The sequence below is a fragment of the Staphylococcus edaphicus genome (assembly GCF_002614725.1).
Classification (GTDB): domain Bacteria; phylum Bacillota; class Bacilli; order Staphylococcales; family Staphylococcaceae; genus Staphylococcus; species Staphylococcus edaphicus.
Genome location: NZ_MRZN01000004.1, coordinates 33,016 through 53,321, shown reverse-complemented (window position 1 = coordinate 53,321; position 20,306 = coordinate 33,016). Strand labels below are relative to the sequence as shown.

Sequence of the window (20,306 nt, the reverse complement as noted above, 5' to 3'; positions counted from 1 at the left end):
GGTTTGAATAAAATTATAACATGAAATTGAAAGCTTCTAAAATAACCAATTTATATGTTAAGGTATGAAAATAGAATGAAAACGAAATAACGTAATGAAAGAAGGACTATTGTGACACAACAATTTATCATAATTATTTTACTCATTGCATTAGGTTATACGCTAAAGAGAATAAACTACTTTAAAGCAAATGATAGCCAAGTATTCTCTACTTTAGTTTTAAATGTCACGCTTCCTTCTTTAGTAATCGTAAATTTAAATGAAGCTAAATTAGATATATCATTGTCGATTTTACCAATTATGATGATTTTATACGGAATTATTACAAAAGTAATAATTGTTTGGTTCTTTATAAAATATGATAATCAAATACGTGGTGCTACGGGAATGATGATGGCGTCGTTGAATATTGGTTTATTCGCCTATCCATTAGTTGAAGCTATTTGGCCAAAGACTGGTATGATTTACTTTGGTATGGCCGATATTGGTGGTGCTATTATTATGTTCGGTGTGACTTATTTTGTAGGAAGTTATTTTAGTAGTGGTGGAGATAGCTTCGATTTTAAATATTTAGGAAAGAATTTATTAAAGTCTGTACCACTTATGACATATATGATTATGTTTATTCTAAATATGTTAAATATTCATTTTCCAGAACCAGTTATTAAGTTCTTCACTGTATTATCTGGTGCCAATATGCCTTTATCAATGATACTACTTGGATTGATGCTTAATTTTAGTATAGATAAACGTTTTTTACCTATCGCGATTAAGTATTTGGTAGTACATTATGGACTGGGTATTATAGCTGGTTTGCTTGTCTACTACTTCCTTCCAGTGAGTGATGAGATGGTCAAGACGACATTACAAGTGGCATGGCTCTTACCTGTGGGTGTAGCGATCATTCCATATTCAATTCAGTTTAAATACAAAACGCTACCATTAGTAGGGATGGTCACCAATTTAACCATAGTGATAAGTATTATAATTTTATATATTTATCAAGCACTATTCGTATAAAATAGATTAGTTTAAGTGTAATAAATAAGGGAACATGATTAACTTAATTCAATTGTTAATCGTGTTCCCTTTTTATATGAACGTACTTTCAACTTACAAAAAGTACAAAAAAATGACAGAGCGCTAAGTATAAAATGAGTGCTATGTCACAGTAGGGATAGGTGTTTTAACCTTTTCCTCCCATAAATGCCGGATAGTTTGTCATACCGCCATCTACATATATTGTTGTCCCGTGAATATAATCTGCTAAATCAGATGCAAGAAATCTTGCGACATTTGCCACTTGTTGTGCGTCGCCAATTACTTTTGCAGGAATCATTTCAAGTGTTTCCGCACGTGTTTTTGGATCTGAGAATTTTTCTTTTGTATGTTCAGTAACAATTGCACCAGGAGATATATTGTTAATGCGGATGCCATATTGTGCATATTCCATTGACATGGTTTCCATCATTAATTTTAGACCACCTTTACTTGCTGCATAATTAACGTAATTTGGCCAAGGTATTTTATCGTGGACACTTGATGTATTGATGATAATACCTTTCTTATCTTCTTTTAAAAATTGGTTTACTGCCGCTTTTGAGCCTATAAATGCACCAGTCAAATTAATATCAATTACTTTTTGCCATTCGTCTAATGGCATTTCGTGTGTGGGAATTGGCTTTTCAAATCCTGCATTGTTAATCATGATATCTAAAGTGCCAAATTCATCGACTGCACTTTGTATTAAGTTATTAACATCTGCCTCTTTAGCAACATCGGCATAAACTTTAATTGCTTTACCGCCTGCACCTTCAATCAATTTTATAGATTCAGCGACTGCTTCTAAACTGCTTTCCGAGCGATAGTTAATGACCACCTTAGCTTTTTCTTTACCAAATTGTTCTGCCATCTCTTTTCCAATACCACTGCTGCCACCAGTAATTACAACTACTTTATTCTCTAAATCTGTAAACATATTGTGCATCCTCCTTAAATGTACTGCTGATAAATAAAAAGCTTAGAACCGACAAGATGTTAACCATGGATAGGTGGGTCAACTACTAACGATATGCCAAGTTCTAAACTTAATGATGTATGATATATATTTAATTAAGACTAACCTTTTAAATTACCCAGTATAAATGCTGCAATTATGATAAGTACAATACCAACCCAAATGCCTGTCATTTGACGCTTGTCTTTTCGTTCTCCTAATAAGAATATACCACCGAGTGTAGAGACAATAACTAATAATTGTGAAAATGAGAAACTTGTTGCTACACCAACTTTTGGTTGAGAATAGAACATGAATAAATTACCTATTCCCCAAATTACACCAGGAATCATATTCCACATCGTACTTTTTAGCGATGTTTCATGTTTTGCAGAAAGTATTAAACCGCCAATTGCCATACCAATTGATTGGAAGAAGAGGGCATTCATTCCATCTACGCCGAATATTTGAGCTACTACAACATAAACAACATAGCCCACCGTAGAAATAATCAATATAGGAATTGCCTTGCCGAATTTACTATTGCTTCCTGAAGCTTCATTTTTACCTTTAATTGATGTCAACGCAATACCAATTACTAATAAGACCATAGCTACTAATCCTAAAGTAACTTGTGTTCCGGTACTCCATTCTCCGAGGAAAACAGCGCTAAATAGTGTAGTACCAACGAGTTGCAAGCCAGTAGATATAGGCATTGTTTTTGAAACACCAATAAGACTGATTGATTTAAGTTGATATCCTTGACCAAGTGCCCAAAATGCACCTGAGATTAAACCGACAATAATGACAGCTAAATCATCAAATTTAGCGTTACCTGTAACTAATAAAACAATACCCACAATTAACGTACCTAGTGTTGTCCCTCTAATTTGATTGTAAGGACCGCCACCAACGAGTACATTAATTAAAACGACACTACCCCAAAATAACGCAGGTAATAACGCAATTAACAAATCCATATATTTACTCACACTTTCTATTTTATTGTCCCTCTGAACAAACATGATAGATTGTTCTTGAACATCTAGTTTAAAACAAAACAATACGTTAGTAAAAATATTAAGTTATAATAAGTCAATTATTTACTTAATATGGTTTAAATATGTGCATTAACATATTTGAATTTCTTATATTCGTAATTGATATTGAAACCTAATTCGTGAAATCGTTCAACGAGTGTATTATTTTTACTTCTAATTTTGAAATAAATTTTATCAACTGCGTAATTTGTAAATGTAAATTGTAAGGCATGAGATAATAAGTCAAAAGCAATACCCATCAATCTATAATCTGAATGAGATGAGAAATATTTGATTTCAGCTTTTTTAGTACTTTCGAAAATCTGTAAGTAAAGATACCCTTTTAATAAACCTTCAGACATAAAAACAAATAATTTATTATGACTATCTAATGATTCAATAATTTCATCTGCACTCATCACATCATGTTTGAAAGTATCGTTATGTAATTTTTCAAATAATCGATGATAGGCAGGGCGGTATTCTGTTATATTTTGAGCATGATCAACTTTACCAATATCTTGAGTAGAGATAAGATGATAATCCGTAAAACTATATGAAGCTTCGATTTCTTTCATAAATGGCATGTAATCTTGTTCAGTTTCTTCAAATGAAAAATTAAAATTGGCAGTATCAGGTTTACTTTCTACGAATGCTTCAAATAAAGTTTTGAAATCTTGTTCAGTTAATGATAGTGACTTTCTAACAAAAGGCCCTAATACTTTGTACTTATTTGCTTCATATTTAAATGCGAGCATCAACATCTCAATTTGCCCTTGATTGTCTATTTGTGCAAAAACACCAGGATCTATTAAAGATTGTCTGATTGTTGCTTCAACATCGTCATGTGCTTGCGGTAGCTTGTATAAATATGATGTATAATGATAGTTTGCTTCATTTATAAATTTAACAATTTGATCATAGTTATTTAATTTAACAATTTTCATAACAATACCTCCGTATAATGATCTGTTAAGTTAATTATAAGAACTTTTTGATATAAATGGAAGTTTTGATGTGCTATATACATGTTACAATGTATATGATCTTGAATTTGAAAGGACGAAATTATGAAATCATTGATTATAGCTGAAAAACCTTCAGTTGGTAGAGATATTGCAAGTACACTGAATATTAATGAAAAGCGTAATGGATATTTTGAAAATAATAAATATATCGTTACCTGGGCGTTAGGACATTTAGTCACTAATGCTACGCCGGAACAATATGATGTAAATTATAAAGAATGGAAACTCAACGATTTACCTATTATTCCTAATAAAATGAAAACAATCGTTATAAGTAAAACGAAAAAACAATTTTCCACAGTCCAGTCATTAATTAATAGTACTAAAGTGAAGGATATTATTATAGCGACAGATGCCGGAAGAGAGGGGGAACTTGTCGCACGATTGATACTGGATAAAGTACATAACAAAAAACCAATTAAACGTTTATGGATTAGTTCTGTAACGAACAAAGCAATTAAAGATGGTTTTAATAAGCTTCAAGATGGGCGTAAATTCAATAATTTATATTATGCTGCTTTAGCACGTAGCGAAGCAGATTGGATTGTTGGTATAAATGCGACTCGTGCACTAACTACAAAATACGATGCACAACTTTCATTGGGGCGTGTACAAACCCCTACCATCCAATTAGTGCAAATGAGACAAAATGAAATCAATCAATTTAAACCGCAGACTTATTACACAATGAAAATAAATGCAGGTGGATTAACTTTTCAATGTACTCAACCGCAATCTCATTCCGATAAATCTGTTTTAGAAAATATTAAAAAAGAGATTGAAGGACAACAAGGACAAATTAAATCTATAAGTAGATCGCACAAAAAAGCTTATCCACAACAGTTATATAATTTAACAGATTTACAACAGGATGCATATAAACGTTACCATCTAGGACCAAAAGAAACGTTAAACACATTGCAAACATTATATGAGCGTCATAAGTTAGTGACATATCCACGTACGGATTCTAATTACTTAACAGATGACATGGTAGACACGCTTAAAGATAGACTGCAGGCAATTATGGCTACTTCATTAAAAGATTTTGCGAAACGTCAAATGTCACAAACATTTTCGCCAAAACAGAGATTTATAAATAACAGCAAAGTATCTGACCATCACGCAATTATTCCTACGGAAGTACGTCCAGATATAAGTCAACTCAGTCAACGGGAATCTAAAATTTATATGATGATTGCTCAGAGATATCTTGAAAATCTAATGCCACCACATGAATACGAAGCCATTGCTATAGAGTTGGAGATAGGGAAGCAATACTTTACCTTTAAAGATAAAGTGACTACTAAGCTAGGCTTTAAAGCTGTTTATGAAAGTAATGAAAGTGTACATAAACAGGTAGATAAGCTGCAGAAAGGCACAATGCTCAATGTGAGTAAGATTCAAATAGAACAGCACGAAACAACACCACCTTCTTATTTCAATGAAGGTTCATTATTGAAAGCGATGGAAAGCCCTCAAAAATTCTTTGATTTAAGTGATAAAAAGCATCATAAGACACTAAAAGATACAGGTGGTATAGGCACAGTAGCAACGAGAGCCGATATCATTGAAAAACTATTCAACATGAATGCAATTGAATCTCGCGATGGTAAAATAAAAGTAACATCAAAAGGAAAGCAAATATTAGAATTGGCGCCACAAAAACTCACGTCTCCTTTATTGACGGCAGAATGGGAAGAAAAACTTTTACTAATTGAACAAGGAAAGTATGATGCCCATAAATTTATTTCTGAAATGAAAACTTTTACAAAAAATGTGGTCAATGAAATTAAAGAAAGCGAGCAAAACTACAAGCATGACAATTTAACAACGACTGAGTGCCCAACTTGTGGCAAGTTTATGATTAAAGTCAAAACAAAAAATGGACAAATGTTAGTATGCCAAGATCCACAATGTAAAACTAAAAAAAATGTACAACGTAAAACAAATGCACGTTGTCCAAACTGTAGTAAAAAAATGACGCTTTTTGGTCGTGGTAAAGAGGCTGTATATCGTTGTGTTTGTGGACATACAGAAACGCAAGCTCAAATGGATCAACGATACAAAAATAAAAAGTCTGATAAAGTAAATAAAAAAGATCTTAAGAAATACATGAATAAAGATGAAGGAATAGAAAACAACCCATTTCAGGATGCATTAAAAGACTTGAAGTTCTAAATAATTCGAACAAATAACATTTTATTTTAAGTAAAGTTCGTGTTTACTATTGTAAAATAATACATTTGGTATTAAAATATGAAAGTATTTTAAAAAAAGGAGAACTAACCGTGAAAAAGTATTTCAAGTTTGATAAACACGAAACAAACTATAAGAAAGAGATACTTGGTGGGCTTACAACTTTCTTGTCAATGGCATATATTTTAGCTGTTAACCCTCAAGTACTTAGTTTAGCTGGCGTAGATGGCGTTTCTGAGAACATGAAAATGGATCAAGGCGCGATTTTCGTAGCTACAGCATTAGCAGCCTTTGTAGGTTCGTTATTTATGGGATTAATTGCAAGGTACCCAATTGCTTTGGCACCTGGTATGGGCTTAAATGCCTTCTTTGCATTCACTGTAGTATTAACAATGGGGATTCCGTGGCAAGTTGGTCTGACAGGCGTATTATTTTCAGGGCTAGTCTTTGCAGTGTTAACCATGACAGGACTGCGAGAGATAATTATTAATGCTATACCATATCAAATGAAAATGGCGGTTTCTGCCGGTATTGGCCTATTCATTACCTTTGTGGGATTACAAAATTCAGGTATTATTGTCAAAAATGATTCAACACTCGTTACTTTAGGGCATATTACAGATGGACCAGTATTATTAACTATTTTCGGTATTGTTGTTACAGTAGTACTTTATGCAATCAGAGTTCCAGGCGCGATTTTTATAGGAATGGTTTTAACATCTATTGTAGGTATGCTTACAGGACTTATACATACACCGAGTGGCATAGTGGGACAAGTACCTAGCATTGAACCAACGTTTGGTGCTGCATTTGAAGCATTTAAAGATCCTAGTCAATTGTTTACTGTTCAATTTTTAATTGTTATCTTAACGTTCTTGTTTATTGATTTCTTCGATACAGCAGGTACACTCGTAGCCGTGGCTACACAAGCAGGAATTATGAAAAATAATAAATTACCAAGAGCAGGACGTGCGTTATTTTCTGACTCACTGGCAACCATTGTTGGGGCAATTTTTGGTACGACAACGACTACGTCATATATTGAATCAAGCTCAGGCGTTGCAGTTGGAGCAAGAACAGGTTTTGCGAGTATTGTAACAGGGTTCTGTTTCTTGTTAGCGATTTTCTTCAGTCCATTAATGGAAGTAGTGACAAGTGCAGTTACTACACCGGCACTAGTTGTTGTTGGCGTATTGATGGCGGCTAACTTTGCTGAAATTGACTGGAAAAAATTTGAAGTTGCAGTTCCAGCATTTGTAACAATTATTATGATGCCTTTATCCTATTCTATTGCGACGGGTATTGCTTGCGGATTTATCTTCTATCCTATTACAATGTTAATTTCAAAGCGTCATAAGGAAGTACATCCCATTATGTACGCACTAATGATTTTGTTTATATTGTACTTTATCTTTGTTCACGGATAAAAAATTAAAATAAAAGCACGTTGTGACGTCATTTAGACGTTGGACAACGTGCTTTTTCATATTTAAACGATTAAGGACTAGACAAACTAGACGATATACAATTATTGCTCAGTCGTGTTTCTTCATTAATATGTTCTAATCGAACATATTAACGTTCATTACGTCTATCCTCTGTATAGATAACTTTCGCATGCTTGTTTGGAATATACAATGGAATGGATAATAGAACAAACAGAAAGAATAACATTAGAAAGAACAAAATCCAATGAACAACCATACCAACGACAGGAATGAATGCAAGGAAAGAACCAATCACACCTAACAAGGGAATAAACAACATAGGTTTTATAGAATTTTGGTTATCAACTATTAAAATAATCATCATTATAAAATAAAGTAATGCATTAATTAATAATGGTTGCCATCCAAAACTTAAAATAATACTACCACCTAAGAAAGGGATACCATAGACTAATTCACTTATAATCAGCAAGAAAGTTAATACTAACAATGTAGTTCGTATACCACGCTTCATATCAAATCACCACCTAACAAGTTTTATTATAAAGGAAAGTAAGCGCATAAAATAATAATATGAAGTCAAAGTGAATAGAAAATTTGCTATTTACTAAAAAAAATTATAAAAGTGGTTGAAGTGAAATAATTAATAAAGTACAATAACAAAGTATGTGTTAGACAAAAAGTTCCAAAACTTTTGCAGAAAAGCTTGATAATTCACTGTTTATCATGTATCATATCTAATGTTGGACTTTAAGAACACGCGATGAAGCGAAAGGTTACTGACACACCCGGCCGCTTTGCCATGGCGCTGTGTGAGATAGTTTTCGTGGAGAAGTCTATCACTTAAATGTAGACGATATAAGGAGGGAAAATTATGGCAAAACAAAAAATCAGAATCAGATTAAAAGCTTATGATCACCGAGTTATCGATCAATCAGCAGAAAAAATTGTTGAAACAGCGAAACGTTCTGGTGCAGATGTTTCTGGACCAATTCCGTTACCGACTGAAAGATCAGTTTATACTGTTATTCGTGCCGTGCATAAGTATAAAGATTCACGTGAGCAATTCGAACAACGTACACATAAACGTTTAATCGATATTGTTAATCCTACACCAAAAACAGTTGATGCTCTTATGGGCTTAAACTTACCATCTGGCGTAGACATCGAAATCAAATTATAATAGAAAAATTTAGGAGGTGGACTTTCGATGACCAAAGGAATCTTAGGAAGAAAAATCGGGATGACACAAGTTTTCGGAGAAAACGGTGATTTAATCCCTGTAACAGTAGTAGAAGCAAGCCAAAATGTTGTATTACAAAAGAAATCAGAAGAGATTGATGGATACAACGCTATCCAAGTAGGCTACGAAGATAAACAAGCTTATAAAAAAGATAGCAGATCTAGCAAATATGCTAACAAACCAGCTGAAGGCCATGCTAAAAAAGCAGGCACAGCACCTAAGCGCTTCATTCGTGAATTCAGAAACGTTAACGTTGATGAATACGAAGTAGGTCAAGAAGTCTCAGTTGATACATTTGAAGCTGGAGACGTTATTGATGTGACTGGCGTATCTAAAGGTAAAGGTTTCCAAGGTGCCATTAAACGTCACAATCAAGCACGTGGTCCAATGTCACATGGTTCTCATTTCCACAGAGCCCCAGGTTCTGTAGGTATGGCATCAGATGCTTCAAGAGTCTTTAAAGGACAAAAAATGCCTGGACGTATGGGCGGTAACACTGTAACAGTTCAAAACTTAGAAGTAGTACAAATTGATACTGAAAACAATGTTATTTTAGTAAAAGGTAATGTACCAGGTCCTAAAAAAGGATTTGTAGAAATCATATCATCAATTAAAGGTAATAAATAATACACAACGAAAGGAGGAATAGCATAATGGCTAATTATGATGTATTAAAAGTAGATGGAACTAAATCAGGTTCAGTTGAACTAAGCGATGCAGTATTTGCAATCGAACCAAACAACAACGTTCTTTTTGAAGCAATTAACTTACAACGTGCTTCATTACGCCAAGGTACACACGCTGTTAAGAATCGTTCAGCAGTACGTGGTGGTGGACGTAAACCGTGGAGACAAAAAGGTACAGGACGTGCGCGTCAAGGTACAATCCGTGCGCCACAATGGCGTGGTGGTGGTATCGTATTCGGACCAACACCAAGAAGCTACTCATACAAAATGCCTAAGAAAATGCGTCGTTTAGCATTACGTTCAGCATTATCTTTCAAAGTACAAGAAAAAGGTTTAACTGTCGTAGATGCATTAAACTTAGATGCTCCAAAAACAAAAGAGTTCAAAACTGTACTTTCTAATTTAGAACAACCTAAAAAAGTATTAGTAGTAACTGAATCAGAAGATGTAAACGTTGCTTTATCAGCACGTAATATTCCTGGTGTACAAGTCACTACTGCTCAAGGACTAAATGTTCTAGATATCACAAGCGCTGACAGTGTAGTAATTACAGAATCAGCTGCTAAAAAAGTTGAGGAGGTGCTCGGATAATGGAAGCAAGAGACGTTCTTAAGCGCCCCGTAATCACTGAAAAATCTTCAGCTGCTATGGCAGAAGACAAATATACATTCGACGTAGATACTCGTGCTAATAAAACACAAGTTAAAATCGCTGTTGAAGAAATCTTTGATGTAAAAGTAGATAATGTGAACATCATTAACTACAAACCAAAGAAAAAACGTATGGGCCGTTACCAAGGCTATACAAACAAAAGACGCGTAGCAATCGTTAAATTAAAAGAAGGATCTATCGATCTTTTTAACTAAAAAACATTACCAATAAGGAGGTAAACGACAATGGCTCTAAAAAAATATAAGCCAATTACTAATGGTCGTCGTAATATGACTAGTTTAGATTTCGCAGAAATCACAAAAACTACACCTGAAAAGTCATTATTACAACCGCTACCGAAAAAAGCGGGACGAAATAACCAAGGTAAATTGACAGTTCGCCACCACGGTGGAGGACACAAACGTCAATACCGTGTTATTGACTTCAAACGTAATAAAGATGGCATCAACGCTAAAGTTGATTCAATTCAATATGATCCAAACCGTTCAGCAAACATTGCATTACTAGTTTATGCTGATGGTGAAAAACGCTACATCATTGCTCCTAAAAACTTAAAAGTAGGACAAGTTCTTGAAAGCGGTGAAGAAGCAGATATTAAAGTAGGTAATGCATTACCATTACAATTCATTCCAGTAGGTACAGTAATCCACAACATCGAGTTAAAACCTGGTAAAGGTGGACAAATTGCTCGTTCAGCTGGTGCTAGTGCACAAGTACTTGGTAAAGAAGGTAAATATGTATTAATCAGATTAAGATCTGGCGAAGTACGTATGATTCTTTCAACTTGCCGTGCTACTATTGGTCAAGTTGGTAACATCCAACATGAACTTGTAAATGTTGGTAAAGCAGGACGTTCTAGATGGAAAGGCATTCGCCCAACAGTTCGTGGTTCTGTAATGAACCCTAACGATCACCCTCACGGTGGTGGTGAAGGTCGTGCACCTATCGGTAGACCATCTCCAATGTCACCTTGGGGTAAACCTACGCTTGGTAAGAAAACTCGTCGTGGTAAAAAATCTTCAGACAAACTTATCGTTCGTGGACGTAAGAAAAAATAAAAATAACTTATTTGCGTGTGCGGCTTAATAGCTGCACGCACACAATAAGAAGGGAGGCGCCACTATGGCTCGTAGTATTAAAAAAGGACCTTTCGCTGACGATCATCTAAAGAAAAAAGTTGAGGCTCAAAGCGGAAGCGAGAAAAAACAAGTAATTAAAACTTGGTCACGTCGTTCAACTATTTTCCCTGATTTTATCGGACATACATTCGCTGTATATGATGGACGTAAACATGTGCCTGTATTCGTAACAGAAGATATGGTTGGTCATAAATTAGGAGAATTCGCACCAACTCGTACTTTTAAAGGACACGCTGCAGACGACAAAAAAACTAGAAGATAATTTCTAACAGGTAGAGGAGGAAATTCGAATGGAAGCAAAAGCGGTTGCTAAAACAATAAGAATCGCACCTCGTAAAGTTAGATTAGTATTAGATCTAATTAGAGGCAAAAGCGCTGGAGAAGCTATTGCGATTTTAAAATTAAAAAACAAAGCTTCATCACCAGTAGTTGAAAAATTATTAATGTCCGCTTTAGCTAATGCTGAACATAACTATGACATGAACACTGATGAATTAATAGTTAAAGAAGCATATGCTAATGAAGGACCAACATTAAAACGTTTCCGTCCACGTGCACAGGGTCGTGCAAGTGCGATTAACAAACGTACAAGCCACATTACAATCGTCGTAAGTGACGGTAAAGAAGAAGCTAAAGAAGCTTAATATATTTTTTAAGGAGGGAACACTGTGGGTCAAAAAATTAATCCAATCGGACTTCGTGTTGGTATTATCCGTGATTGGGAAGCTAAATGGTACGCAGAAAAAGACTTCGCATCATTATTACACGAAGATTTAAAAATCCGTAAGTTTATTGATAACGCATTAAAAGAAGCATCAGTTTCTCACGTTGAAATCGAACGTGCTGCTAATCGTATCAACATCGCTATTCATACTGGTAAACCAGGTATGGTAATCGGTAAAGGCGGTTCAGAAATTGAAAAATTACGTAACAAATTAAACTCATTAACAAATAAAAAAGTACACATTAACGTAATCGAAATCAAAAAAGTTGATTTAGATGCAAAATTAGTTGCTGAGAATATTGCACGCCAATTAGAAAACCGTGCTTCATTCCGTCGTGTACAAAAACAAGCAATTACAAGAGCAATGAAAATTGGTGCCAAAGGTATCAAAACACAAGTTTCAGGTCGTTTAGGCGGAGCTGACATCGCTCGTGCTGAACAATATTCAGAAGGAACGGTTCCACTTCATACGCTACGTGCCGACATTGGTTATGCACATGCAGAAGCTGACACTACTTACGGTAAATTAGGTGTCAAAGTATGGATTTATCGTGGAGAAGTTCTTCCTACTAAGAACACTAGTGAAGGAGGAAAATAATAATGTTACTACCAAAACGTGTAAAATATCGTCGTCAACATCGTCCTAAAACTACTGGTCGTTCTAAAGGCGGTAACTATGTAACATTTGGTGAGTATGGTTTACAAGCAACTACAACTTCTTGGATTACATCTCGTCAAATCGAATCAGCTCGTATTGCAATGACTCGTTTTATGAAACGTGGCGGGAAAGTTTGGATTAAAATCTTCCCACACACACCTTATACTCAAAAACCTTTAGAAGTACGTATGGGTGCTGGTAAAGGTGCAGTAGAAGGTTGGATTGCAGTAGCAAAACCAGGTAGAATTTTATTTGAAGTCGCAGGCGTTAACGAAGAAGTTGCGCGTGAAGCATTACGTTTAGCAAGTCACAAACTTCCAGTTAAAACTAAGTTTGTAAAACGTGAAGAATTGGGTGGTGAAACAAATGAAAGCTAAGGAAATTAGAGACTTAACCACTTCAGAAATCGAAGAACAAATCAAATCTTCAAAAGAAGAGCTTTTTAACCTACGCTTTCAGTTAGCTACAGGTCAATTAGAGGAAACTGCACGTATTCGCACAGTAAGAAAAACGATTGCACGTCTAAAAACTGTTGCTCGTGAAAGAGAAATTGAACAAGGTAAAGCGAATCAATAATTCAATTGAAAGAGGAGGTTACTAAAGTGAGCGAAAGAAATGATCGTAAAGTTTATGTAGGTAGAGTCGTTTCCGATAAAATGGATAAAACGATAACTGTACTTGTTGAAACATACAAAACACACAAGTTATATGGTAAACGAGTAAAATACTCTAAAAAATACAAAACTCATGATGAAAACAACTCAGCTAAATTAGGGGACACAGTTAAAATTCAAGAGACACGTCCTTTATCAGCAACTAAACGTTTCCGTTTGGTAGAAATTGTTGAAGAATCAGTAATTATTTAATTAAATAGTGAAGATAAAGGAGGTTTAACTCATGATCCAACAAGAAACACGATTAAAAGTAGCAGATAACTCTGGTGCACGTGAAGTTCTTACAATTAAAGTATTAGGTGGATCTGGTCGTAAAACAGCTAACATTGGTGACGTTATTGTTGTAAGTGTTAAAAATGCTACACCAGGTGGCGTTGTCAAAAAAGGTGAAGTAGTTAAAGCTGTTGTTGTACGTACTAAATCAGGCGTACGCCGTAACGATGGTTCATATATCAAATTTGATGAAAATGCATGTGTCATCATTCGTGACGACAAAGGCCCACGTGGTACGCGTATTTTTGGACCTGTTGCTCGTGAATTACGTGAAGGCAACTTCATGAAAATTGTATCATTAGCTCCAGAAGTACTTTAATAAAACATTTATAAATATATAAATTTAAGGAGGTGCCACACATGCATATCAAAAAAGGTGACAACGTAAAAGTTATCGCAGGTAAAGACAAAGGTAAAGAAGGTAAAGTTGTTTCAACTGAGCCTAAAAAAGACCGTGTCGTTGTGGAAGGTGTCAATGTAATTAAAAAGCACCAAAAACCAACTCAATTTAATCCTGAAGGTGGAATCTTAGAAACAGAGGCAGCAATCCATGTTTCTAATGTACAGTTATTAGACCCTAAATCGAATGAACCGACACGCGTAGGTTACAAATTCGTAGATGGTAAAAAAGTTCGTATCGCTAAAAAATCAGGCGAAGAAATTAAATCTAATAATTAATAATTAATTGAAAGGAGGATCCACTGTGAACCGTTTAAAAGAAAAATTCAACTCTGAAGTTACTCAAAACTTAGTTAAGCAATTTGACTACAGTTCAGTAATGGAAGTTCCAAAAATAGAAAAAATCGTTGTAAATATGGGTGTCGGTGACGCTGTACAAAATACTAAAGTATTAGATGATGCTGTAGAAGAATTACAAGCTATCACTGGTCAAAAACCATTAATTACAAAAGCTAAAAAATCAGTAGCAACATTCCGTTTACGTGAAGGTATGCCTATCGGTGCGAAAGTAACACTTCGTGGCGAAAGAATGTATGACTTTTTAGATAAATTAATTGCTGTATCACTTCCACGTGTACGTGACTTCCAAGGTGTATCTAAAACTGCATTCGATGGTAGAGGTAACTACACTTTAGGTGTTAAAGAACAATTAATTTTCCCAGAAATTGACTATGACCGAGTAAATAAAGTACGAGGAATGGATATCGTTATCGTAACGACTGCTAACACTGACGAGGAAGCTCGTGAATTGTTATCACAATTCGGTATGCCATTTCACAAATAATCTCTAAAGGAGGCTAATTAAGTGGCTAAAACTTCAATGGTTGCTAAGCAACAAAAAAAACAAAAGTTCCAAGTACGTGAATATACTCGTTGTGAACGCTGTGGTCGTCCACATTCTGTATATCGTAAATTTAAATTATGCCGTATTTGTTTCCGTGAATTAGCTTATAAAGGCCAAATCCCTGGCGTTCGTAAAGCTAGCTGGTAATAGAAAATAGTCTGAAAGGAGGCAACAATCAATGACAATCAACGATCCAATTGCAGATATGCTAACTCGTGTAAGAAACGCAAACATGGTGCGTCACGATAAATTAGAATTACCTGCTTCAAACATTAAAAAAGAAATTGCTGAAATTTTAAAAAGTGAAGGTTTCATTAAAAACGTAGAATACGTTGAAGACGATAAACAAGGGGTTATCCGTTTATTCCTTAAATATGGTCAAAACAATGAACGTGTTATCACTGGTTTAAAACGTATTTCAAAACCTGGTTTACGTGTATATGCTAAAGCTAACGAAGTACCTAAAGTACTTAACGGTTTAGGTATTGCATTAGTTTCTACTTCAGAAGGTGTTGTTACTGACAAAGAAGCTAGAAAACGTAATATCGGTGGAGAAATTTTAGGTTACATTTGGTAATAATAAATAATAAGGAGGTGCGATAACATGAGTCGTGTTGGTAAAAAAATTATTGACATCCCTAGCGACGTAACAGTAAGTGTTGAAGGTAACACAATCACTGTTAAAGGTCCTAAAGGTGAATTATCAAGAACAATGAATGAAAGAATGACATATAAACAAGATGAAGGCACTTTAGAAGTTGTAAGACCAACTGATTCTAAAGATGATAGAACAGTACATGGTACAACTCGTGCTTTAATCAATAACATGATACAAGGTGTTAAAGAAGGATACCAAAAAACACTTGAACTTGTTGGTGTTGGTTACCGTGCTCAAATGCAAGGTAGTGATTTAATCTTAAACGTTGGTTACTCTCACCCAGTTGAAATCAAAGCTGATGACGGTATTACTTTCGGTGTTGAGAAAAACACAACAGTAACTGTTGCTGGTATTTCAAAAGAACAAGTTGGGGCAATCGCTTCTAACATTCGTTCAGTAAGACCTCCAGAACCTTATAAAGGTAAAGGAATTCGTTACCAAGGTGAATACGTTCGCCGTAAAGAAGGTAAAACTGGTAAATAATAAATAACTTTCAGAAGAAAGGAGTAATAAGATGATCAGCAAAATTGATAAAAACAAAGTGCGTCTTAAAAGACATGCACGTGTACGTAATAAATTAGCCGGCACAGCTGAAAAACCACGTTTGAACATCTATCGTTCTAACAAACACATCTATGCACAAGTTATAGATGACGTAAATGGTAAAACTTTAGCACAAGCTTCTACACAAGAAAAAGATTTAGCAAATGAATCTGGATCTAAAGTTGAATTATCAGCTAAAGTTGGCGAAACTGTAGCAAAAAGAGCTAGCGAAAAAGGCGTTAAAACAATTGTATTTGACCGTGGAGGATATTTATACCATGGCCGTGTTAAAGCCTTAGCAGATGCAGCTCGTGAAAATGGTTTAGAATTTTAATTTAAAGGAGGGACATTTACATGGCTCGTAGAGAAGAAGCGAAAGAATTTGAAGAACGCGTTGTTACAATTAACCGTGTTGCGAAAGTTGTAAAAGGTGGTCGTCGTTTCCGTTTCACTGCATTAGTTGTAGTTGGAGATAAGAACGGTCGCGTTGGTTTCGGTACTGGTAAAGCACAAGAGGTACCAGAAGCAATCAAAAAAGCAGTTGAAGCAGCTAAAAAAGATTTAGTTGTTGTTCCACGTGTTGAAGGTACTACTCCTCACACAATTACTGGACGTTTCAGTTCAGGCAGTGTATTTATGAAACCAGCTGCACCAGGTACTGGTGTTATTGCAGGTGGCCCTGTTCGTGCGGTATTAGAATTAGCAGGTATCACTGATATCTTAAGTAAATCTTTAGGTTCAAATACACCAATTAACATGGTTCGTGCTACAATCAATGGATTAAAAAACCTTAAAAATGCTGAAGAAGTTGCGAAATTACGTGGCAAATCAGTAGAAGAATTATATAATTAAGGAGGGAAAATAAGTTATGGCTAAATTACAAATTACCCTCACTCGTAGTGTTATAGGTCGTCCAGAAACACAACGTAAAACTGTTGAAGCTTTAGGTTTGAAAAAAACAAACTCTTCAGTAGTTGTTGAAGATAACCCTGCTATTCGTGGGCAAATCAACAAAGTAAGTCACTTAGTGACAGTAGAAGAAAAATAATTTTAAGGAGGTGCCGAAATGAAATTACATGAGTTAAAACCAGCAGAAGGTTCTCGTAAAGTTCGTAACCGCGTTGGACGTGGTGCTGCTACTGGTAACGGTAAAACTAGTGGCCGTGGACAAAAAGGACAAAAAGCGCGTTCAGGTGGTAGTGTAAGACCAGGCTTCGAAGGTGGACAATTACCATTATTCCGTCGCTTACCAAAACGAGGTTTTACTAACATTAATCGTAAAGAATATGCTATTGTTAACTTAGACCAACTTAATAAATTTGAAGATGGTACTGAAGTAACTCCTGCTTTATTAGTAGAATCTGGTGTAGTTAAGAGTGAAAAATCTGGTATCAAAATACTAGGTAACGGTTCTCTTGATAAAAAACTAACAGTTAAAGCTAGCAAATTCTCTGCATCTGCAGCAGAAGCTATTGATGGAAAAGGCGGAGCACACGAGGTGATCTAATGTTTGAAACGCTTGTGAGCTTCTTTAAAACAAAAGAAGTTCGTAACAAGATCTTTTTTACTCTCGCAATGTTAGTTATTTTTAAAATAGGTACTTATATTCCAGCACCTGGTGTTAACCCAGCTGCTTTCGACAGTCAACAAGGTTCTCAAGGTGTCACTGACTTGTTAAATACATTTGGTGGCGGAGCCTTGAAGAACTTTTCTATCTTTGCCATGGGTATAATGCCTTATATAACTGCTTCAATCGTCATGCAGTTATTGCAAATGGATATTGTTCCGAAGTTTTCAGAGTGGGCAAAACAAGGTGATGCAGGTAGAAAAAAACTTAATAACGTAACACGTTATTTTGCAATTGTACTTGCTTTTATCCAATCTATAGGTATGGCATTCCAATTTAATAACTATTTAAAAGGTCAATTGATCATGGATCAATCGATTCTTAGCTATTTATTAATAGCTGTTGTCTTAACAGCAGGAACTGCTTTCTTAATTTGGCTTGGTGAACAAATCACTCAATTCGGCGTTGGTAATGGTATATCCATTATCATATTCGCAGGTATTTTGTCTTCGTTACCTTCATCACTAATCCAGTTTTATCAACAGGCCTTTGTAGGTCAAGATGATACTTCTATGGCTTGGTTGAAAGTAATTGGCTTAATTATTGGAATGATATTATTAACGGTTGGTGCGATATACGTATTACAAGCTATTCGTAAAATTCCAATTCAATATGCGAAGAAACAATCAGCACAACGATTAGGTTCACAAGCAACTTATTTACCTTTGAAAGTTAACTCTGCAGGTGTTATACCTGTTATCTTTGCAATGGCATTCTTCTTGTTACCAAGAACATTGACATTGTTTTTCCCTGACGCAAGTTGGGCGCAGAAGGTTTCTGACGTGGCAAACCCATCAAATAACATCGGTATGATAGTCTATGTAGTACTTATCATAGCATTTGCTTATTTTTATGCGTTTGTTCAAGTTAATCCTGAAAAGATGGCAGATAACCTGAAGAAACAAGGAAGTTATGTTCCAGGTATTAGACCTGGCGAGCAAACAAAAAAATATATTACTAGAGTTCTCTATCGTTTAACATTTGTCGGATCAATATTCTTAGCTGTAATAGCGATTCTACCTATTATTGCAACGAAAGTAATGAGCTTACCACAATCTATACAGGTTGGCGGTACAAGTTTACTAATTGTAATTGGTGTAGCGATTGAAACAATGAAAAGTCTAGAAGCTCAAGTGAGCCAAAAGGATTATAGAGGCTTTGGTGGTAGATAAATTGTAGGAGGGCATTTATGAATATCATTTTAATGGGTTTACCTGGTGCAGGTAAAGGAACTCAAGCGAGTGAAATTGTTAAGAAATTCCCAATTCCACACATATCTACTGGTGACATGTTCAGAAAAGCGATTAAAGATGAAACGGATTTAGGTAAAGAAGCTAAATCATACATGGATCGTGGAGAATTAGTCCCTGATGAAGTTACTGTGGGTATCGTTAAAGATAGAATATCTGAAGACGATGCGAAAAAAGGATTCTTACTTGACGGCTTTCCTCGTACTATTGAACAAGCTGAAGCATTAAGTAATATCATGAAAGAATTAGATAGAGAAATTGATGCTGTTATCAATATAGAGGTACCTGAAGAAGAATTAATGAACCGCCTTACTGGTCGTAGGATCTGTGAAAAATGCGGAACAACTTATCATCTTGTATTCAATCCTCCAAAAGTTGATGGTATTTGTGATCTTGACGGTGGTAAGTTATATCAACGTGAAGATGACAACCCAGAAACAGTTGCTAATCGTTTAAACGTCAATGTGAAACAATCTAAACCTATCTTAGAATTCTATGATAATGAAAATGTTTTGAAAAACATTGACGGTTCTAGAGATATTAAAGTCGTTACAAAAGACGTTATCGATATCCTAGAAGATTTAAAATAAGATCAACTTTGTACGGTCTATGTAATGCTAAAGGTATAATTAAATAAGAGTGACAATGCGATTACGTAATTCATTATATTTGTTAAACTGATTAACAACACTTATAGACTCGTATGGTTAGAGTTGATTTTTTGACGATAACCAACTATTTCATAAAGGGGGAAGTTAATTAATGGCTAAACAAGATGTAATTGAATTAGAAGGTACTGTATTAGATACTTTACCAAATGCAATGTTTAAAGTAGAATTAGAAAATGGTCATGAGATTTTAGCTCACGTAAGTGGTAAAATCAGAATGAATTATATTCGTATTCTACCTGGCGACAAAGTAACAGTAGAAATGTCTCCGTATGATTTAACACGCGGAAGAATTACGTATCGTTATAAATAATCGTCACTCCATAATATAGGGAGGTTTAAAAATGAAAGTAAGACCATCAGTAAAACCAATTTGCGAAAAATGTAAAGTCATTAAACGTAAAGGTAAAGTAATGGTAATTTGTAGCAACCCAAAACATAAACAAAGACAAGGTTAATAAAGAGAGGTGTAAATAA

Annotated in this window: 32 protein-coding genes; 28 read left to right on the top strand and 4 right to left on the bottom strand. The window is 35.0% G+C overall.

The window, feature by feature from the left end; all coding sequences use genetic code 11:
• Positions 1 to 111: 111 nt before the first annotated feature.
• On the top strand, positions 112 to 1,020 hold the full coding sequence (locus BTJ66_RS03890; protein WP_099089663.1) for an AEC family transporter: 909 nt from the start codon (positions 112 to 114) through the stop codon (positions 1,018 to 1,020).
• Between the two features lie 166 nt (positions 1,021 to 1,186).
• Here BTJ66_RS03890 and BTJ66_RS03885 read toward each other — a convergent pair whose 3' ends face one another.
• The 3 genes from BTJ66_RS03885 to BTJ66_RS03875 all read right to left on the bottom strand — a co-directional run bounded on the left by BTJ66_RS03885 (position 1,187) and on the right by BTJ66_RS03875 (position 3,983).
• Complete coding sequence (locus tag BTJ66_RS03885) at positions 1,187 to 1,978, bottom strand: glucose 1-dehydrogenase (RefSeq protein ID WP_099089662.1); 792 nt, start codon at positions 1,976 to 1,978, stop codon at positions 1,187 to 1,189.
• Positions 1,979 to 2,118: 140 nt separating this feature from the next.
• Positions 2,119 to 3,021, bottom strand: coding sequence for a RhaT/GlcU family sugar-proton symporter (locus BTJ66_RS03880; protein ID WP_274521112.1), 903 nt, complete (start codon positions 3,019 to 3,021; stop codon positions 2,119 to 2,121).
• Between the two features lie 92 nt (positions 3,022 to 3,113).
• Positions 3,114 to 3,983: a GNAT family N-acetyltransferase gene (locus BTJ66_RS03875; protein ID WP_099089660.1), complete on the bottom strand. Its 870-nt coding sequence runs from the start codon at positions 3,981 to 3,983 to the stop codon at positions 3,114 to 3,116.
• Between the two features lie 123 nt (positions 3,984 to 4,106).
• Between BTJ66_RS03875 and BTJ66_RS03870 the strand changes: the two genes are divergently transcribed.
• Both BTJ66_RS03870 and BTJ66_RS03865 read left to right on the top strand, forming a co-directional pair.
• Positions 4,107 to 6,245, top strand: coding sequence for a DNA topoisomerase III (locus BTJ66_RS03870; RefSeq protein ID WP_099089659.1), 2,139 nt, complete (start codon positions 4,107 to 4,109; stop codon positions 6,243 to 6,245).
• A gap of 110 nt (positions 6,246 to 6,355) precedes the next feature.
• The gene (locus BTJ66_RS03865) at positions 6,356 to 7,690 is read left to right on the top strand and encodes an NCS2 family permease (RefSeq protein WP_099089658.1); all 1,335 of its coding nucleotides are present in this window, start codon (positions 6,356 to 6,358) and stop codon (positions 7,688 to 7,690) included.
• A 148-nt stretch (positions 7,691 to 7,838) separates the two neighbouring features.
• On the opposite strand, the gene BTJ66_RS03860 is transcribed toward BTJ66_RS03865, so the two are convergent.
• Entirely contained in the window at positions 7,839 to 8,225 is a 387-nt protein-coding gene (locus BTJ66_RS03860; protein ID WP_099089657.1) for a hypothetical protein, read from the bottom strand.
• Between the two features lie 360 nt (positions 8,226 to 8,585).
• Between BTJ66_RS03860 and rpsJ the strand changes: the two genes are divergently transcribed.
• The 25 genes from rpsJ to rpmJ all read left to right on the top strand — a co-directional run bounded on the left by rpsJ (position 8,586) and on the right by rpmJ (position 20,287).
• Positions 8,586 to 8,894, top strand: coding sequence for a 30S ribosomal protein S10 (rpsJ, locus tag BTJ66_RS03855; RefSeq protein WP_002482611.1), 309 nt, complete (start codon positions 8,586 to 8,588; stop codon positions 8,892 to 8,894).
• A 27-nt stretch (positions 8,895 to 8,921) separates the two neighbouring features.
• Entirely contained in the window at positions 8,922 to 9,581 is a 660-nt protein-coding gene (gene rplC, locus BTJ66_RS03850; RefSeq protein WP_099089656.1) for a 50S ribosomal protein L3, read from the top strand.
• A gap of 26 nt (positions 9,582 to 9,607) precedes the next feature.
• Positions 9,608 to 10,231 (top strand): 50S ribosomal protein L4, encoded by a 624-nt coding sequence (rplD, locus tag BTJ66_RS03845; protein ID WP_002482613.1) that lies wholly within the window; start codon positions 9,608 to 9,610, stop codon positions 10,229 to 10,231.
• Positions 10,231 to 10,506 (top strand): 50S ribosomal protein L23, encoded by a 276-nt coding sequence (gene rplW / locus BTJ66_RS03840; RefSeq protein WP_002482614.1) that lies wholly within the window; start codon positions 10,231 to 10,233, stop codon positions 10,504 to 10,506. The genes rplD and rplW overlap by 1 nt, the downstream gene beginning before the upstream one ends.
• Before the next feature lie 30 nt (positions 10,507 to 10,536).
• Complete coding sequence (gene rplB / locus BTJ66_RS03835) at positions 10,537 to 11,370, top strand: 50S ribosomal protein L2 (protein ID WP_002482615.1); 834 nt, start codon at positions 10,537 to 10,539, stop codon at positions 11,368 to 11,370.
• 64 nt (positions 11,371 to 11,434) lie between these two features.
• Entirely contained in the window at positions 11,435 to 11,713 is a 279-nt protein-coding gene (gene rpsS, locus BTJ66_RS03830) for a 30S ribosomal protein S19 (protein WP_002482616.1), read from the top strand.
• 28 nt (positions 11,714 to 11,741) lie between these two features.
• Entirely contained in the window at positions 11,742 to 12,095 is a 354-nt protein-coding gene (gene rplV, locus BTJ66_RS03825) for a 50S ribosomal protein L22 (protein WP_002482617.1), read from the top strand.
• Positions 12,096 to 12,119: 24 nt separating this feature from the next.
• A complete protein-coding gene (gene rpsC, locus BTJ66_RS03820) occupies positions 12,120 to 12,773 on the top strand; it encodes a 30S ribosomal protein S3 (RefSeq protein ID WP_099089655.1) in 654 nt (217 codons plus the stop codon).
• Positions 12,774 to 12,775: 2 nt separating this feature from the next.
• A complete protein-coding gene (gene rplP, locus BTJ66_RS03815; RefSeq protein WP_099089654.1) occupies positions 12,776 to 13,210 on the top strand; it encodes a 50S ribosomal protein L16 in 435 nt (144 codons plus the stop codon).
• Positions 13,200 to 13,409 (top strand): 50S ribosomal protein L29, encoded by a 210-nt coding sequence (gene rpmC / locus BTJ66_RS03810; protein WP_002482620.1) that lies wholly within the window; start codon positions 13,200 to 13,202, stop codon positions 13,407 to 13,409. The genes rplP and rpmC overlap by 11 nt, the downstream gene beginning before the upstream one ends.
• A gap of 26 nt (positions 13,410 to 13,435) precedes the next feature.
• Complete coding sequence (gene rpsQ, locus BTJ66_RS03805; RefSeq protein WP_002482621.1) at positions 13,436 to 13,699, top strand: 30S ribosomal protein S17; 264 nt, start codon at positions 13,436 to 13,438, stop codon at positions 13,697 to 13,699.
• A 31-nt stretch (positions 13,700 to 13,730) separates the two neighbouring features.
• Positions 13,731 to 14,099, top strand: coding sequence for a 50S ribosomal protein L14 (gene rplN / locus BTJ66_RS03800; protein WP_002482622.1), 369 nt, complete (start codon positions 13,731 to 13,733; stop codon positions 14,097 to 14,099).
• 41 nt (positions 14,100 to 14,140) lie between these two features.
• Complete coding sequence (gene rplX, locus BTJ66_RS03795) at positions 14,141 to 14,458, top strand: 50S ribosomal protein L24 (protein WP_099089653.1); 318 nt, start codon at positions 14,141 to 14,143, stop codon at positions 14,456 to 14,458.
• A 25-nt stretch (positions 14,459 to 14,483) separates the two neighbouring features.
• Positions 14,484 to 15,023, top strand: coding sequence for a 50S ribosomal protein L5 (rplE, locus tag BTJ66_RS03790; protein ID WP_002482624.1), 540 nt, complete (start codon positions 14,484 to 14,486; stop codon positions 15,021 to 15,023).
• Positions 15,024 to 15,044: 21 nt separating this feature from the next.
• Positions 15,045 to 15,230: a type Z 30S ribosomal protein S14 gene (locus tag BTJ66_RS03785; RefSeq protein ID WP_002482625.1), complete on the top strand. Its 186-nt coding sequence runs from the start codon at positions 15,045 to 15,047 to the stop codon at positions 15,228 to 15,230.
• Between the two features lie 31 nt (positions 15,231 to 15,261).
• The gene (gene rpsH, locus BTJ66_RS03780; RefSeq protein WP_002482626.1) at positions 15,262 to 15,660 is read left to right on the top strand and encodes a 30S ribosomal protein S8; all 399 of its coding nucleotides are present in this window, start codon (positions 15,262 to 15,264) and stop codon (positions 15,658 to 15,660) included.
• 27 nt (positions 15,661 to 15,687) lie between these two features.
• Positions 15,688 to 16,224 (top strand): 50S ribosomal protein L6, encoded by a 537-nt coding sequence (rplF, locus tag BTJ66_RS03775; RefSeq protein ID WP_099089652.1) that lies wholly within the window; start codon positions 15,688 to 15,690, stop codon positions 16,222 to 16,224.
• A gap of 31 nt (positions 16,225 to 16,255) precedes the next feature.
• A complete protein-coding gene (rplR, locus tag BTJ66_RS03770) occupies positions 16,256 to 16,618 on the top strand; it encodes a 50S ribosomal protein L18 (RefSeq protein WP_002482628.1) in 363 nt (120 codons plus the stop codon).
• Between the two features lie 20 nt (positions 16,619 to 16,638).
• Positions 16,639 to 17,136, top strand: coding sequence for a 30S ribosomal protein S5 (gene rpsE, locus BTJ66_RS03765; protein WP_029378520.1), 498 nt, complete (start codon positions 16,639 to 16,641; stop codon positions 17,134 to 17,136).
• 16 nt (positions 17,137 to 17,152) lie between these two features.
• Positions 17,153 to 17,332: a 50S ribosomal protein L30 gene (rpmD, locus tag BTJ66_RS03760; protein ID WP_002482630.1), complete on the top strand. Its 180-nt coding sequence runs from the start codon at positions 17,153 to 17,155 to the stop codon at positions 17,330 to 17,332.
• Positions 17,333 to 17,350: 18 nt separating this feature from the next.
• Entirely contained in the window at positions 17,351 to 17,791 is a 441-nt protein-coding gene (gene rplO, locus BTJ66_RS03755) for a 50S ribosomal protein L15 (protein WP_099089651.1), read from the top strand.
• Positions 17,791 to 19,083 (top strand): preprotein translocase subunit SecY, encoded by a 1,293-nt coding sequence (gene secY, locus BTJ66_RS03750; RefSeq protein WP_037537939.1) that lies wholly within the window; start codon positions 17,791 to 17,793, stop codon positions 19,081 to 19,083. The genes rplO and secY overlap by 1 nt, the downstream gene beginning before the upstream one ends.
• A gap of 17 nt (positions 19,084 to 19,100) precedes the next feature.
• Positions 19,101 to 19,751 carry an adenylate kinase gene (locus BTJ66_RS03745; RefSeq protein ID WP_099089650.1) on the top strand — a complete coding sequence of 217 codons (651 nt, stop codon included), beginning with the start codon at positions 19,101 to 19,103 and terminating at the stop codon, positions 19,749 to 19,751.
• Between the two features lie 172 nt (positions 19,752 to 19,923).
• The gene (gene infA / locus BTJ66_RS03740; protein ID WP_001118443.1) at positions 19,924 to 20,142 is read left to right on the top strand and encodes a translation initiation factor IF-1; all 219 of its coding nucleotides are present in this window, start codon (positions 19,924 to 19,926) and stop codon (positions 20,140 to 20,142) included.
• Between the two features lie 31 nt (positions 20,143 to 20,173).
• On the top strand, positions 20,174 to 20,287 hold the full coding sequence (gene rpmJ, locus BTJ66_RS03735) for a 50S ribosomal protein L36 (RefSeq protein ID WP_002482634.1): 114 nt from the start codon (positions 20,174 to 20,176) through the stop codon (positions 20,285 to 20,287).
• Positions 20,288 to 20,306: the final 19 nt, after the last annotated feature.